The sequence below is a fragment of the Streptomyces sp. NPDC002520 genome (genome assembly GCF_053595235.1).
Map to the genome: position 1 here is coordinate 67,609 of NZ_JBSFXG010000020.1, position 15,659 is coordinate 83,267.

12 protein-coding genes are annotated in these 15,659 nt (G+C 71.4%); 8 read left to right on the top strand and 4 right to left on the bottom strand.

Annotation, left to right across the window (positions count from 1 at the left end):
• Positions 1-457: 457 nt before the first annotated feature.
• The 7 genes from hemL (at position 458) to ACWD5D_RS25960 (ending at position 7,609) form a co-directional block, all read left to right on the top strand.
• Positions 458-1,783 carry a glutamate-1-semialdehyde 2,1-aminomutase gene (gene hemL / locus ACWD5D_RS25930; RefSeq protein WP_451375140.1) on the top strand — a complete coding sequence of 442 codons (1,326 nt, stop codon included), beginning with the start codon at positions 458-460 and terminating at the stop codon, positions 1,781-1,783.
• A gap of 77 nt (positions 1,784-1,860) precedes the next feature.
• On the top strand, positions 1,861-2,508 hold the full coding sequence (locus tag ACWD5D_RS25935; protein ID WP_451375236.1) for a histidine phosphatase family protein: 648 nt from the start codon (positions 1,861-1,863) through the stop codon (positions 2,506-2,508).
• Positions 2,509-2,837: 329 nt separating this feature from the next.
• A complete protein-coding gene (locus tag ACWD5D_RS25940; protein WP_451375141.1) occupies positions 2,838-3,428 on the top strand; it encodes a TlpA family protein disulfide reductase in 591 nt (196 codons plus the stop codon).
• Between the two features lies 1 nt (position 3,429).
• Positions 3,430-4,203: a cytochrome c biogenesis CcdA family protein gene (locus tag ACWD5D_RS25945; RefSeq protein WP_451375142.1), complete on the top strand. Its 774-nt coding sequence runs from the start codon at positions 3,430-3,432 to the stop codon at positions 4,201-4,203.
• Between the two features lie 3 nt (positions 4,204-4,206).
• Complete coding sequence (resB, locus tag ACWD5D_RS25950) at positions 4,207-5,925, top strand: cytochrome c biogenesis protein ResB (RefSeq protein WP_451375143.1); 1,719 nt, start codon at positions 4,207-4,209, stop codon at positions 5,923-5,925.
• On the top strand, positions 5,922-7,031 hold the full coding sequence (ccsB, locus tag ACWD5D_RS25955; protein WP_451375144.1) for a c-type cytochrome biogenesis protein CcsB: 1,110 nt from the start codon (positions 5,922-5,924) through the stop codon (positions 7,029-7,031). Before resB ends, ccsB begins: the two co-directional genes overlap by 4 nt.
• A 116-nt stretch (positions 7,032-7,147) precedes the next feature.
• Positions 7,148-7,609, top strand: a complete 462-nt coding sequence (locus ACWD5D_RS25960; protein WP_451375145.1) for a hypothetical protein — start codon at positions 7,148-7,150, stop codon at positions 7,607-7,609.
• Here ACWD5D_RS25960 and ACWD5D_RS25965 read toward each other — a convergent pair.
• The 4 genes from ACWD5D_RS25965 to ACWD5D_RS25980 form a co-directional block, all read right to left on the bottom strand.
• Positions 7,606-9,153: a hypothetical protein gene (locus ACWD5D_RS25965; protein WP_451375146.1), complete on the bottom strand. Its 1,548-nt coding sequence runs from the start codon at positions 9,151-9,153 to the stop codon at positions 7,606-7,608. The two genes, ACWD5D_RS25960 and ACWD5D_RS25965, sit on opposite strands and share 4 nt — an antisense overlap.
• Positions 9,153-11,276, bottom strand: a complete 2,124-nt coding sequence (locus ACWD5D_RS25970) for a hypothetical protein (protein ID WP_451375147.1) — start codon at positions 11,274-11,276, stop codon at positions 9,153-9,155. The genes ACWD5D_RS25965 and ACWD5D_RS25970 overlap by 1 nt, the downstream gene beginning before the upstream one ends.
• 69 nt (positions 11,277-11,345) lie before the next feature.
• Positions 11,346-12,830: a condensation domain-containing protein gene (locus tag ACWD5D_RS25975; protein ID WP_451375148.1), complete on the bottom strand. Its 1,485-nt coding sequence runs from the start codon at positions 12,828-12,830 to the stop codon at positions 11,346-11,348.
• A gap of 188 nt (positions 12,831-13,018) precedes the next feature.
• Complete coding sequence (locus ACWD5D_RS25980; RefSeq protein ID WP_451375149.1) at positions 13,019-13,621, bottom strand: TetR/AcrR family transcriptional regulator; 603 nt, start codon at positions 13,619-13,621, stop codon at positions 13,019-13,021.
• A gap of 63 nt (positions 13,622-13,684) precedes the next feature.
• Between ACWD5D_RS25980 and ACWD5D_RS25985 the strand changes: the two genes are divergently transcribed.
• Positions 13,685-15,652: a protein kinase domain-containing protein gene (locus ACWD5D_RS25985; RefSeq protein WP_451375150.1), complete on the top strand. Its 1,968-nt coding sequence runs from the start codon at positions 13,685-13,687 to the stop codon at positions 15,650-15,652.
• Positions 15,653-15,659: the final 7 nt, after the last annotated feature.

Below are 15,659 nucleotides of genomic sequence, written 5' to 3' on the forward strand. Positions count from 1 at the left end.
TCAGTGACCTCCCCCACGGCCGCTCGCCGAAACGTGCGGTGAAACACCAGTCCGCGGGATCCCTCCGGTCCCCGATCACTACGTGCCACAGGGGCTTTGTGTATCACTGCGTGTGTCAGTTGTCAGTCTCGCAGATGGCGAGCGAGCGGCCAGGGGATCAAGCCAGGGAAGCCGGGGCAAGTCGGGGAGGCCAGGGAAGCCGGGGCAAGTCGGGGAGGTCAGGGAAGCCGGGGGTACGCCGGGGAGGCCGGGGCAAGTCGGGGAGGCCGGGTGGGGCAAGGGGATCGAAGCGGCGGAACGGCCGGGAGAGCAGGGGCCGGGGCCGGGATCGGGGCGCGGGGAGGGGGCGGAGCCGCCGGGAATCGGGCACGTGGTTGTCCGGGCGGCGCACCGCTCCGCCTACCCTGAGGAGGTCACCACGCAACCGGAGTCCGAGAAGCCGGAGAAGTCGCAGACCATGACTGCCCAGAGCGAAACGCCCTATCCCTACGACGCGCCCGCCTCGCAGGCGCTCTTCGACCGCGCCTCCGTCGTCACGCCGGGCGGCGTGAATTCGCCGGTGCGCGCCTTCCGCGCGGTCGGCGGCACGCCGCGGTTCATGGTCTCCGGCAGCGGGCCGTACCTGACCGACGCCGACGGGCGCGAGTACGTCGACCTGGTGTGCTCCTGGGGTCCGATGATCCTGGGGCACTCGCAGCCCGAGGTCATCGCCGCCGTCCAGGACGCGGTCGCGCGCGGTACGTCCTTCGGCACGCCCGGTGAGGGGGAGGTCGCCCTCGCCGAGGAGATCGTCGCCCGGGTGGAGCCCGTCGAGCAGGTGCGGCTGGTCAGCAGCGGCACCGAGGCGACCATGTCCGCGATCCGGCTCGCCCGCGGGTTCACGCAGCGCACCAAGGTCATCAAGTTCGCCGGCTGCTACCACGGCCACGTGGACTCCCTGCTCGCCGCGGCGGGCAGCGGGGTCGCGACGTTCGCGCTGCCCGACACCCCCGGTGTCACCGGCGCCCAGGCCGGCGACACGATCGTGCTGCCGTACAACGACCTGGAGGCCGTGCACGAGGCCTTCCACCGGCACCCGGGCGAGATCGCCTGTGTCATCACCGAGGCCTCGCCCGGCAACATGGGCGTCGTGCCGCCGGACCCCGGGTTCAACGCGGGTCTGAAGGACGCCTGCCGGAAGAACGGTGCCCTCTTCATCTCCGACGAGGTCATGACCGGCTTCCGCACCAGCAGGGCCGGGTGGTACGGGATCGACGGCGTGAAGCCCGACCTGATGACCTTCGGCAAGGTCATGGGCGGTGGCTTCCCGGCCGCCGCCTTCGGCGGCCGGGAGGACGTGATGGCCCATCTCGCGCCCGCCGGGCCCGTCTACCAGGCCGGCACGCTCTCCGGGAACCCCGTCGCCACCGCGGCCGGCCTCGCCCAGCTCCGGCTCCTGGACGACGCCGCGTACGAGAAGGTCGACGCCGTGTCCGCGCAGATCCAGGGCCTCGTCACCGAGGCGCTGAGCAAGGAGGGCGTGGCGCACCGGCTGCAGACCGCCTCCAACATGTTCTCGGTGTTCTTCACCGACCGGCAGGTGCGCACCTACGAGGACGCCAAGCGGCAGGAGTCGTTCCGCTTCACCGCTTTCTTCCACTCGCTGCTGTCGAACGGCGTATACCTGCCCCCGTCGGCCTTCGAGTCCTGGTTCGTGTCCACGGCCCACGACGAGCGGGCCATCCAGAAGATCGCCGACGCCCTTCCGGCGGCGGCCCGGGCCGCTGCGGAGGCGACCGCGTGACCAACAACGGCAACGGCACCAACGGCACCAACGGCACCAACGGCACCAACGACAAGGACATCACCGTCGTCCACCTCATGCGGCACGGCGAGGTCGACAACCCGAGCGGGGTCCTGTACGGGCGGCTGCCCGGCTACCACCTGTCCGACCTGGGCCGGAAGATGGCCGAGCGGGTCGCCGAGCACCTCGCCCCGCGGGACGTCACCCATGTCGTCGCCTCCCCGCTGGAGCGCGCGCAGGAGACCGCCACGCCGATCGCCAAGGCGCACGGGCTCGACCTCTCCACCGACGGGCGGCTCATCGAGGCCGACAACGTCTTCCAGGGCAAGACCTTCGGTGTCGGCGACGGTGCGCTGCGCCGGCCGGAGAACTGGAAGCACCTGGTCAACCCGCTGAAGCCGTCCTGGGGTGAGCCGTACATCGACCAGGTGGTCCGGATGATGGGCGCGCTGAACGCGGCCAAGGACCAGGCCCGCGGGCACGAGGCGGTGCTGGTCAGCCATCAGTTGCCGATCTGGATCGTGCGCAGTTACGTCGAGAAGCGGCGGCTGTGGCACGACCCGCGCAAGCGGCAGTGCACGCTCGCCTCGCTGACGACGTTCACGTACCAGGGCGACAGAATCGTCTCGGTCGGCTACACCGAGCCCGCGATCGACCTCGTCCCGGCCCACCTCCGCGCCGGCGCCAAGCCGGTGAAGGGGAAGAGCAAGGCCTTCGGGGCCTGAGAGTTCCGAGAGTTCCTGAGAGTGCCTGAGGGCTCCTGAGCACCCATGCCTCCGGCACGCTTTGCCAGGCCTGTTGTGTAAAGCATAAGAAGCGCACGGAACCTCCCCGATCGTCACGGCCCCCAGCTGGTCGACCACAGCGGGCCTGACGAATCGGGGATCTCCATGCGCGCCACTTGCGCGGCGCCAAGTCCGCCACCGCGGACGCCACCTGGGGAGCCGCCGGAGCGCTGGCCGAAATGTCCGGAGTAAATACCTCCTGAAATGCGGTTTTCCGCCCGCCAGGGGGGCGCGCGAGATCCCCGGAACCGACATGCGAAACTTTTCACATGAGTACCCGTAGCCGCGCCGTCCTGCTCAGCGCTGTGGCCGCCGTCGCGGCACTGACCCTGTCCGCGTGCGGCAAGGGCGGCACCTCCGGCGGGGGCGGCAACACCAACTTCATCACCGGCAACAACGGCATCGACACGGCCCCCAAGGGCGAGCGGGCCGCGGCCCCCGACCTGTCCGGCACAACCATCGACGGCAAGTCGCTGGACGTCGCCGACTACAAGGGCAAGGTCGTCGTCGTCAACGTCTGGGGCTCCTGGTGCGGGCCGTGCCGCGAGGAGGCCAAGTACTTCTCCAAGGTCTCCCAGGACTACGCGGACAAGGGCGTGCAGTTCGTCGGCATCAACACCCGTGACAGCAGCACCACCCCCGCGGTCGCCTTCGAGAAGGAGCACGGGATCAGCTACCCGAGCCTGTACGACCCGACGGGCAAGCTGATGCTCCGCTTCAAGAAGGGCACGCTCAACCCGCAGTTGATCCCCTCCACGCTGATCATCGACAAGGACGGGAAGGTCGCGGCGCGCGCCCTGGAGGCGCTCGACGACACCACGCTGCTGAAGATGCTCCAGCCGGTCCTCGCGGAGAAGTGACGTGAGCGCATTGCTGACGCTCGCCGCTGAGACGGGCCGGAACCAGACCGTCCTCAACGGCGCCCTGCTGGTCGCCCTGCCGGTCGCCCTGCTCGGCGGACTGGTCTCCTTCTTCTCGCCCTGTGTGCTCCCGCTGGTCCCCGGCTACCTCTCCTACGTCACCGGGGTCGCCGGCACCGATCTGGCGGAGGCCAAGCGCGGGCGGATGGTCACCGGAGCCGCCCTGTTCGTGCTCGGCTTCAGCGCCGTGTTCGTCTCCGGCGGGGCGCTGTTCGGGTTCTTCGGCTGGCACCTGCAGGAGTACAAGGACACCCTGTCCACGGTGCTCGGCGTGCTCATGATCCTCATGGGCGTCTTCTTCATGGGGTTGATGCCCTGGCTCACCCAGCGCGAGTTCCGCTTCCACAAGCGTCCGGTCGCGGGTCTGGTGGGCGCACCGCTACTCGGTGCCCTGTTCGGCGTCGGCTGGACGCCCTGCCTCGGTCCGACCCTCGCCTCGGTGAGCTTCCTCTCCCTGCACGACTCCAGCGCCGGGCGCGGCGCCCTGCTGATGGTCGCCTACTGCCTCGGGCTCGGCGTGCCCTTCGTGCTGGCGGCCGTGGCCTTCCGCAAGGCGCTCGGCGCCTTCGGCTGGGTCAAGCGCCACTATGTCTGGGTGATGCGCATCGGCGGCACGATGATGATCGTGACCGGTGTGCTGCTGCTGACCGGGGCCTGGGACCGCCTGGTGCAGGAGATGCAGACCTGGTCCGACGGCTTCACTGTGGGGATCTGATCGATGAGCAAGACCGAAACCGACAAGAGCCAGGACCAGGAGGACCTGGGGGCGGCCGGCTCGCAGCTGTCCACCGCGCCCCAGGAGGACGCGGTGAGCCTGCCCTCGCTGGGCGTCGTCGGCTGGATCCGCTGGTTCTGGCGGCAGCTGACCTCCATGCGGGTCGCGCTGCTGCTGCTCCTGCTGCTCTCCCTCGGCGCGATCCCCGGCTCGCTGATCCCGCAGACCGGCGCCGACGTCACCAAGGTCGACGACTTCCGCAAGGCGCACGAGACGCTCGCGCCGGTCTACGACAAGCTCGGCCTGTTCCACGTCTACAGCTCGGTGTGGTTCTCCGCGATCTACATCCTGCTGTTCGTCTCCCTCATCGGCTGCATCGTCCCGCGCACCTGGCAGTTCGTCGGCCAGCTGCGCGGCCGCCCGCCGGGTGCGCCGAGGCGGCTCACCCGGTTGCCCGCCTACACGACGTGGCGTACGCGGGCCGACCCCGAGCAGGTCCGCGAGGCCGCGCTCGCGCTGCTGCAGAAGCGCCGCTTCCGGGCCCACCTCGCCGGTGACGCCGTCGCCGCCGAGAAGGGCTATCTGCGGGAGCTGGGCAACCTGGCCTTCCACATCGCGCTGATCGTGCTGCTGATCGCCTTCGCCTGCGGCCAGATGTTCAAGTCGGACGGCACCAAGCTGGTCGTCGAGGGCGACGGGTTCTCCAACTCGCTCATCCAGTACGACGACTTCAAGTCCGGCAGCCTCTTCAGCAACGACGACCTGGTGCCGTTCAGCTTCGACCTGAAGGACTTCAAGGGCACCTACGAGCTCACCGGTCCGAACCGTGGCACCCCGCGCACCTTCGAAGCGAGGATCGACTACAGCGAGGGCGCGTTCGGCAAGCAGAAGCCGACCACCGTCAAGGTCAACGAGCCGCTGAAGATCGGCGACGCCAAGGTCTACCTCGTCAGCCACGGCTACGCGCCCGTCATCACCGTCCGCGACGGCAAGGGCAAGGTCGTCTACCGCGACGCCGTCCCGCTGCTGCCGCTCGACGGCAACGTCAGCTCCCAGGGCGTGGTCAAGGTGATGGACGGCTACCGCAATCCCAAGGGCGGGAAGGAGCAGCTCGGCTTCCAGGCCTTCTTCGTCCCGACCTTCGACGCGCGCAGCGGCACGATGCTCTCCCAGTTCCCGGCGCTGCTGAACCCGCTGCTCGCGGTGAACGCGTACCACGGCGACCTGGGCGTCGACTCGGGTCTGCCGCAGAGCGTGTACCAGCTCGACCTGAAACACATGAAGAAGTTCACGGACTCCAAGGGGCAGCTGCTGAAGAAGCTGCTCAAGCCGGGCGACAGCATGCAGCTGCCGAACGGCGCGGGGTCCATCACGTTCGAGAAGGACGTCAAGGAATGGGCCGGCTTCGAGATCGTCCAGGAGCCGGGCAGCGGCTGGGCGCTCGGCGGTGCCGTCGTGGCGATCTTCGGTCTGGCCGCGTCCCTGTTCATCCAGCGCCGCCGCGTGTGGGTGCGGGCGGTGCGCGGCGCCGACGGCGTCACGGTCGTCGAGATGGCCGGGCTCGGCCGCAGCGAGTCCGCCAAGGTGCCCGAGGAACTCGGCGACCTCGCCGGGATCCTCTACGACCAGGCGCCGGGGGCACCCGACCCCGACGATTCTCCAGCATCCGACGAAGCAACCCCCGACCCCGAAGTCGTACCTGCCGAAGGGGCTGAGAAATGACTCTCGCCGCCGCACACGAGCTTGCCGCAGCCACCAACGAACACCTGGCGAGCATCAGCAACACCCTGATCTACTCGTCGATGGCCGTCTACACGCTGGCCTTCTTCGCACACATCGCCGAATGGCTCTTCGGCAGCCGCAGCAAGGTGGCCCGTACGGCCGCCGCGCTCACCGCGGACACCTCCGGCGCCGCGCAGAAGGCGAACGGCCCCGTCGTCACCGTGAAGAAGGCCGGAGGGACGGCCGTGCTGGAGCGGCCCGAGGTCGTCGTGCGCTCCGCGTCCGGCGCCCGGGACGTGCCGGACGGGCCCGGTGCGCACGGCGGTGACGTCCAGGGCGACATGTACGGACGGATCGCCATCTCCCTGACGGTGCTGGCGTTCCTGGTGGAGCTGGCCGGCGTCGTCGCCCGCGCGGCCTCCGTGCAGCGGGCGCCGTGGGGCAACATGTACGAGTTCAACATCACCTTCTCCACGGTCGCCGTCGCCGTGTACCTCGGGCTGCTGGCGCTGAAGAAGAACGTGCGCTGGCTCGGTCTTTTCCTGGTCACCACCGTCCTGCTCGACCTCGGCCTCGCGGTCACCGTGCTGTACACCGCGAGCGACCAGCTGGTCCCGGCCCTGCACTCGTACTGGCTGTACATCCACGTGTCCACCGCGATCTTCTGCGGCGCGGTGTTCTACGTCGGCGCGGTCGCCACGATCCTGTACCTGTTCAAGGACTCGTACGAGAACAAGCTGCAGACCGGCGGCAAGCCCGGAAAGTTCGCGACCTCGGTCCTGGAGCGCCTGCCCGCCTCGGCGTCCCTCGACAAGTTCGCCTACCGCATCAACGCGGCCGTCTTCCCGCTGTGGACGTTCACGATCATCGCGGGCGCGATCTGGGCCGGCGACGCCTGGGGCCGCTACTGGAACTGGGACCCCAAGGAGACCTGGTCCTTCATCACCTGGGTCGCCTACGCCTGCTACCTGCACGCCCGCGCCACCGCCGGCTGGAAGGGTCGCAAGGCCGCCTACCTGGCGATGATCGCCTTCGGCTGCTGGCTGTTCAACTACTACGGCGTCAACATCTTCGTGACCGGCAAGCACTCCTACGCGGGCGTGTAAGTCCCTTTCCGCCGAGGCCGGTTCCCGTGACTCAGGTCACGGGAACCGGCCTTCGTCGTACGGACGGGCGTCCGTGACCAGGTGCGCATCCCCTGCCCCAGGAGCAGGCTGGTGTCATGAACGGTTCCATCGAACAGGGGGCCAGCCGGACGCAGGGGACCACGCACATACTCCACTTCCTGGTGCGGATTCCGCGGCGGATGGAGGACGTCTGGCCGGCGGTGGCCACTCCCGCGGGGCTCGGGGGCTGGTTCACCGCCGTCGACGTTCTCGAGCCCAGGCTCGACGGGGCGGTCACGCTGCGTGATGTGGGGACCGGGAGGGTCACCGCGTGGGACGTGGACCGGGTCGCCGAGTACACCGTCGGGGGCGGGGGGCGGATCCGGTTCCATCTGGAGCGGGCCGGGGACGAGGGGTGCGTGCTGCGGTTCACGCACGAGTTCCGGGGCGAGGGGGAGTCGGAGGCCGGCTGGCGCGCCAGGTTCGAACATCTGATCGACATTCTCAAGCCGTCGCAGCCGCCACAGCCGTCGCAGCCGCCACAGCGGTCGCAGCCGCCACAGCCGTCGCAGGCCTAGGACGGCGGCAGGCACTCCTTCGTCGGTGGCTTGCCCTCCGGCCAGGCGATGCGGACGAACCGGGAGCCGCCCTCCGGGGTCAGCTCGACGATCGGTACGGCCTTGTCGTACGGGTTGCCGTGCGCGTCCAGGCAGATCCAGCCGCTCGCCCCGTTCACCCGCAGCGACCCCTTGACCTGCGGCCACTGCAGCCCCACGTCCTGCAGGGCCGGGACGGTCCGCCCGTCCGGGACCGCCTCGCGGATGCCGTGGACCGCGAGGCGCAGGGTGTCGTAGCCGATGATCAGCTGACCGTCGTCCAGGGCGACCGTGCCGATCGGGCCGACGGGTGCGCGCTGCGCGGACGTCAGCAGGGTGCGCATCGCCTGGAGGTCGGCGGCGGAACCGCCGGTCCTCGCGGAGGCCTTCGTCCAGGCGTCGGGGTGGGCGAGGGAGGTGTAGCGGACCGAGAGGTTGTGCCGCAGGGCCTCGCGGTCCAGGGTCTTCTCGTGGGTCAGGTACGAGGCCTCGTCGCCGGTGAGCACCGTGAACGCCCGGTCCTGGCAGCCGCGCCCGCCCAGCGCGTTGATGAACTGCCGCAGCTGGGTGTGCCGGCCCGCGAACAGGATCGTGTCCGTCTCCCGGGAGGTGTCGCACACCAGGTGCGTGATCTGCCGGAAGGTGTTCGCGGTCGTGCCCTCCTGGCTGCGGTCGGCGGGCGGTGTGAACGGCTGCGGCTCGTACGGCGAGCCCTTGATCAGCGCCGCGAACGACTCCTGCAGCGTGCGCGTGTACGGGTCGCCCGGCTTGTCGTACACCAGCAGGGCCTTGCCCGCGCTCACCTTGGCGAAGGACGCCAGCGCGCGGGCCTCGTCGGTGTTGGTCGGCGCCACCCGGGCGAGGCCGGGGAAGGGGTCCTTGCCCCGCTGCCCGTTGGCGAGGTCGTCGGCGGTGATGGAGGAGCCGATCACCGGGACGTGGTGCCGGGTCAGTTCCCGTACGGCCTTCTTGTTGTTGTCGGTGCTCTGCCCGATGCCCGCGACCGCCCGCAGCCGGTCCGTGCTCGTCGTCATGGCGACGAGCCGGTCCACCACCTGCCGCCAATGGCCGCCGTCGGAACCGGGGTTGGCGAGCACCAGCCGGATCTTCGGGTCCTCCCCGTTGGACTTCTTGTTGGCCTGGTACTGCGCCAGGTAGGCGCCCTGGAGCTGGTGCTGGATGTCGTTCAGGTTCGTCGTGGCGGAGGAGCTGTACGGCAGCATCAGCGCCACCGTCACATATTTCTTGGGGCCGAGGCTGTCGTTCTCCCGCGCGATCGCCCGCACCACGTCCCGCAGCTGGGCGTGCCCGAAGTCGTACGGACCCGTGGCCACGCCCACGCACTCGTCGTCGTCCTCCGGTCGTGCCACCCCGGGCGCGCAGGACCGGTCCTGGTGGGTGAGGGTCCGCACCGCGAACACCAGGCCGGTCACCAGGCAGGCCGCCAGCAGCAGCGCCAGATAGCGGCGCAGCGGGATCTCCCACACGCCCTCGCGCAGCCACGTGCCCACACCCCTGCCCGCCATCACGCCTCCCCGCTCGATGAGTCCGGGCCGTCGTCCCCGCCGTCGCCGTCGCCGTCGTCCTCGGGCCCGTCCATGGGGCGCCCGGCGAGCGCCGCCGGCCAGTCCCGGGAGGCCCGCCACAGCAGCGCGTTGCCCGCGGGCCGCAGGTTGGACAGCTGCTCCAGCTCGAACCGGAGCCGGTCACCGACCTGCGGGTCGGGCAGCACCAGCGGGTCCGCCAGCAGCCACACCGCGTGCAGCAACCGCCGTATCCGCAGGTGCAGGACGGCGTCCGCGCCCTCCGGTACGGCGTGCCCGGCGTCCGTGCGGCCGAGCGCGACGGCGGCCCGCCGGTCCGCGCGGCCGGTGAAGTCGCGGCCCTCGGCGTCGTGCGCGTGGAAGTACGGCGCCGACGCGACGAACCGCAGGGTGCGCAGCCAGGCGCGGGTGTCCTCGGTGCGGAAGGTGTCGCGCAGGTGGGCGACCGCCGGCTCCGTCGTGCCCAGGGCGAGTTCGTGGTGGAGCCGGTAGCGGGCGTCCTCGGGCTCCGGGTAGTGGGCGATCAGCGTCTCGTGCGCGGTGCGCCACGACGCGTGGTCCGCGCCCCCATCGCTGCTGTCGCGCAGATGCAGCCGGAGCAGGAGCAGGGTCCGCACGAACGGGTCTCCGACGAACCGTCCGGGCACGACCGGCAGCCCCTCCTCGGCCAGCAGGGTCTGCAACTCCCGTACGTTCGCCGGGCCGAAGGTGTCCGGGAGCAGCGTCGCCGCCAGCGCGCCGGCCGAGCCGTGGTCGTGGGCGGCGGCCAGCACGGTCAGTTCCTCCAGGTGCTCGGCCGGCACCAGCCGGTCCAGCAGCGCCCGGTACGCGGGTACGGCGGGCTCGTCCTCGCCCGGCCGGACGCCCGCGGTGAGCAGCTCGCCCAGCGTGGCCGCCCCGGGCAGGTTCTGCGCGGCGGACCGGGCGAGCAGGACGATGCCGAGCGGATTACCGCCGGTCAACCGATGGATGGCGTGCGGGAGTTGGGGCGGGATGGGGTTGTCCTCGCAGACCGCGCCGACGATGTGCAGGGTGTCGTCCGGGCTCAGCGGGGGCAGTGCGAGGACCAGTGCCCGCGAGGAGGGGGCCGCGTCCCGTGTCCAGTCGGTGCGCCGGGCCACCTCGGGCAGGTTCCGCCGCAGAGCGCTGCGCAGCTCCCGGCGGCCCTCGCCGCGCCGGGCCGCGACGAACACCACCTGGTCGGCGACGCCCTCGGCGCGGTCGCGCAGCACCGCGTCGATCAGTCCCGGTCCCGGCGCGGTCTGCGCGTTGTCGAGCAGCACCAGCGGCCGGCCCAGGCGCTGCATGCGCGGCAGCACCCCCGCGTACGCCTCCGTCAGGTCGGCCAGCAGCGCCCGCACCAGATGGCGCTCGGCGTGCTCCCGGGAGGTGCCGCCCGCCCGGAAGTGGTCCGACAGCAGGATCAGCCCGCGCTGGGCGTGCCCGCCCGCGTTCGGGTACGTCCGGTACCACACCGACGCCTTCTGGTGCCGGCGGCTGGCGAAGCCCTCGGCGATCGACTCCAGGGTCGCCTCGATCGCGCCCGACACCAGCGCCCCGGTACCGGTGGCCGCGGCCACCACCTTGGCCGCCACCTTTCCGGCCCAGCGGCCGGCGAACCCGCTGATCCACGACCCGCGCTCGTTCAGCAGCAGGATCCGCTCGACCTCCCGGCGGATCCGCTCCGAGTCGGCGTCGCCCCAGCCGCCCGCGGCCACCGCGACCAGCCCGGACGCCAGCCGCGGGAAGGTGATCCGCCCGGCGCCCGTCACCGGTTCCGCCAGCTGCTCGGCGATCACCTGCAGCGCCTGGGCCACCGGTGACCAGGACTCGGCGGGCCGCTCCGCGGGCGGGGCGGTGAACTGCTCCTCGGCACAGTCGACCGACGCGAGCGGTGTGTGCCCCCGGTAGGCCTCCCGCAACGCGTCGAGGACCGCGGTCTTGCCCAGCCCGCGCGCCCCGGTCAGCACCACGAACGGCGGCTCGGCCGGGTGCTCGAAGGGGTGACTTCGGTGATGGAAGGGGCGCAGGCCCACCAGCCGGGGCGCGAGACCGGCCGGCTCGACATCGAACAGCGCTCCACGCCCGTGCAATCGTCCGCCCACCGCACCCCCCTCAACAGAAGTGTAGGAAGGGGGAGTTGCTTCGTACCAGAGCCCGTGGTGTCCGTTCGGTCACGAAGTGTGGCCGAGCGGTGGCGGTGGTGTGGCCGGGGCCGCGCTCGTCGGTGGTGAGACGGTCGCCGCGGTCGTCGGTGGTGTGACCGTCGCCGCGATCAGGTCGCGGAGCCGCTCGACGTACAGCCGCATGTTCTTCGTCGCCACGTCGGTGTCCGGATGGCGGCTCGCCAGCCACAGGCCGTCGTGCAGCCGGTTGACCCACACGCACACCTGGTCGCCGTACGACACCCGCAGCAGCCCGTACGCCTTCTGCTCGGCCCAGCGCGCGGCGCCCGGGATGCCGCGGGTGTCGACGAACGAGACGATCGAGTACAGGTCGGGCGAGGTGGGCCGGAAGTCGGCGCCGAGCAGGCGCAGCACGCGGGCGAGCGGCATCCGGGACAGCGGCCGGTTCGCCTGGAGCTGCGCGCGCACCGCCCGCATCGTGGCCGGAAGATCGGGGGTGTCCGCCACGGCCACCTCGATGGGGGCGCCGCCCACGAACCAGCCCACCGAGTCGGACCAGCGGGACTTCACCCGGGTGTGGAACGGCACCACCGTCCGGTACACCGGCACCCCGCCCAGCTCGTGCACGATCATCCCGGTGGCCGCGAGCAGCCCGACCAGGCTGCCGCCGTACGGCCGGCAGGCCGCCTCGAACGCGGCCGCCGCGTCCGCGTCCGCGAGCGGTTCGCAGATCATCCGCTGCCGGGGCAGCGGGCCGCCGGGCTCGACATCCTCGATGCCGAGGTCCACCGGGAAGCTCGGCAGGGTGCCGTCGCAGCGCCGGATGAACTCCCGCCAGCGGGAGACGACATCGTGGCCGCCGTCGACGCGGTCGGCGTCCGCCCGCTCCAGTTCGCAGAAGTCGACGTAACTGGCCGCCGGGGTGCGCACGACGGGCCCGCGCCCCTCGCGGGCGGCCGTGTACAGCTCCTCGATCTCGGCGGGGATGCCGTGCAGCGAGTAGGCGTCCACGTTGCTGTGGTCGAAGGCCAGGTACACGCTGGCCGAGTCGTCCCGGACGACGGCCGCGTAGATCAGGTTCGGCCAGCGCAGCGCGTCCGCGACCGTGTCGAAGCGGTTCTGCAGGTGCGCGGCCAGGGCGTCGGGGTCGGTGAAGTCGCCGACGCTCTCGCGGTGCAGGGACACGTCCTCGGCGTCCAGCGTGAACCGGCGCAGCTCGTCGCCCGCCCCGCCCGCCCAGCGGAACCCGCTGCGCAGCGTCTCGTGCCGCACGGTCCAGGTGCGCAGCGCCTCCTGGAGCAGGTCGAGGTCGACCGGTCCGGGCAGGTCGAAGACCGTACCGAGCCAGGTGGGCACGAACAGGCCGTCGTCCCGTACGGACTTGGCGGTTCTGATGTGCGACTCCTGGATGTAGGCGGGCGGCCGGGAGTCCTCCGGAAGCCCCCTCGCCGCCGCGACGGTCGCCGGAGCGAGGGTCCACTCGACGAGCCGTCCCGGCCGGACCCCGCAACGCTGGATGTCTGTGATGCGCACGCGTCTCCGATCGCAAGAAGGGACTCCTGGACGAGGGCCCCCTCAAAGGAATGCCGTCGGACCCGTCGCGGACATGCCCGCCCGGACCATTTCAACGGAACGGGTGTCGGTGCGAACGCGGGACTGAATAACCCTCGGTGACCGGCCGGGCCGCTACGCCCGCGCGCGGGTGGCCGGGACTTCCGTGGTCACTTCGGTTCCGCCGCGACCGCGCGCCAGATGCGGTCCGGCAGGATCAGGGCCGCTTCGTCGAGGTCGACGTCGTCGATGCCGGACAGCCTGCGGCGGGCCAGGGCGATGACCGGGCCGAGGACGAGGGACTCGATCAACGCCGGGTGGAGGGGGGCGAGTTCACCGGCGTCGACGTACGACTGGGCCCACTGGGCGAGGGGGGAGAGGCGGGCCTCCTGGGCGTCGCGCAGGCGCCGGCCGTCGGCCATGCCCGCCCGGTCGGCGTAGGAGGAGTGGAGGAGGACGGCCGCCTCCCGGTGCTGCTGGACGAAGCCCAGGTAGGCCACGACCAGGGCCCGGATGCCGGTGTGGGCGGTGCGGGTGCCCGCCAAGGCGGCGGCCAGCTCGTCCAGCAGTCGGCCGAGCCATCGCGTGAGCAGCGCGTTCATGAGGCCGTCGAGGCTGCCGAAGTGGTGATAGAGGCTGCCCAGACTCACCCCGCTGGCCTTGGTGACGGCGCCGACCGTCAGCCCCTGGTCGCCCCCCTTGGCGTACACGCGCAGCGCGGCGTCCAGGAGGTGCTCGACGGTGGCCTCGCCCCGCTGTTGTTTACGGCTCACTCTGGAATACTTTTCTAGAAACGAATTTTAGAACCGTGGAACAGTGTACGCAGGGGGAGCGCGTTGAACGAGGAGCACGGGGAACATGACGGGGTCGAGCCGCTGGAGACCGAGGACCCCCGGCGGATCGGCCCGATCCCGCTGGTCGGCCGGCTCGGATCCGGCGGCATGGGACGCGTCTATCTGGGCGTGCACGAGGGCAGGTACGCCGCCGTCAAGCAGGTGCTGCCCTCGGTGGTCGGCGAGGACAAGGACTTCGTACGGCGCTTCGGGCACGAACTGGACAACCTCTCGCGGCTGCCCGCCGGGGCCACGGCCCCACTGCTCGCGGGCGACCGCGAGGCCAGGCCGCCGTGGTTCGCCACCGCCTACGTCCCCGGGCTGACTCTGCGTGAGGCCCTGGAGGCGCACGGCGGCGCGCTGCCGCCCGAGGCGCTGTGGCTGCTGCTGCGGGAGGCCGCGGCGGGGCTGGCGGCGGTGCACGAGCTGGGCATGGTGCACCGGGACGTCAAGCCGTCGAACGTCATGCTGACCCTGGAGGGTGTCACCCTCATCGACTTCGGCGTGGCCCGGGCCGCCGAGCAGAGCCAGCTGACCCGGACCGGCATGGTGGTGGGCACCCCCGCCTACATGTCGCCCGAACAGGCCTCTGGCGCACGGCGGTTGACCGGTGCGGTGGATGTGTTCGCGCTGGGTTCGGTGGTCGCGTACGCGGCATGCGGTAGGCCGCCCTTCGGGGACGAGTCCGGGCACGGCGTGCTGTACCGGATCGTCCACGAGCAGCCCGACCTGGAGCAACTGGGCGAGAATGAACCAGAGTTGGCGGGCATCGTCGCGTCCTGCCTGGACAAGGACCCCGAGGGCCGCCCCACCGCCGCCGAACTCGTCGAACTGGCCACCGGCCACAGCCTGTCCGAGCCTCCGCTGTGGCCCGCCTCCCTCACGGAGCGCCTGACCGAGCGGGCGGCGTTCGCGGCGGCGGTGCCGGAGGCGACGGTGGTGCCGGAGGCGACGGTGGTGGACCCGGCCCCGGCGCCGGCCCCGGCCCCGGCCCCAGCCCCGGCCCCAGCCCCGGCCCACGAGCCGAAGCCCGGTCCCGAGGCTGAGCCCGAGGTGGTCGTACGGCCCTCCGAGAGCGGGCGCAAGGGCGACGGCACCCACGAACGGCGCCGCTCCCGCGTCCTGTTGGCCGTCCTGCCGGCCGTGGTCGTCGTCGGTACGGCGACCCTGGCCTTCCAGCTCCTCCCGTACGCCAGGGACACCGGCCGTGACGGCACGGCCGCCGGCCCGGCGGCCTCCGTCTCCGCGTCGGTCGTCCCCACACCCGGCTCGTCCTTCGCGAGTCCCTCCGGTACACCGAAGCCGGACAAGAAGAGTTCGCCCTCTCCCTCGGGCAAGAAGAAGCCCGGAAGGGGTACGAAGGACTCGGGGGCGTCCGGCGGCTCGGGCGGGTCGAGCGGGTCGAGCGGCGGAACCTCTGGAGGCGCGAGCGACAACTCGGCCTCCGGCTCGGGCGGTTCCGGCGGCTCGGGAGGATCCGTCTCCGGCTCGGGCGGTTCCGGTAGCTCGGGAGGATCCGTCTCCGGAGGAGGTTCCTCGGGGGGTTCCTCCTCCGGAGGTTCCTCGGGCGGCTCCTCCTCCGGAGGAACCTCCCCCACCAACCCCGGCTCAGGCACCTTCCACCTCAAGAACGGCGAGAACGGCAAGTGCCTGATCCAGGTCTACGGCTCCACAGGTCTCGGCGACTGCTCGTCCTCCTCCGCCCGTTGGACCTTCCGCAGTGCCGCGGGCGGCAGCGTCAAGGTCGTCAACGTGTCGAGCGGCGCCTGCCTGAGCGCGAACGGCATGAACCAGGCCGTCTTCGTCGGCGACTGCGCCCAGGCCTCCGACGTCCGCCTCTGGAAGACGGGATCGGGTAACTCCCTGTACACCGTCTACGACGGCGGCTGTCTCGACCTCGCCTACGGCGGCGGTGTTGCCGAGGCGACCTGCACGTCGGGAGCCTCCTCCCAGAGCTGGGCCAGGACGTGACGGGTGG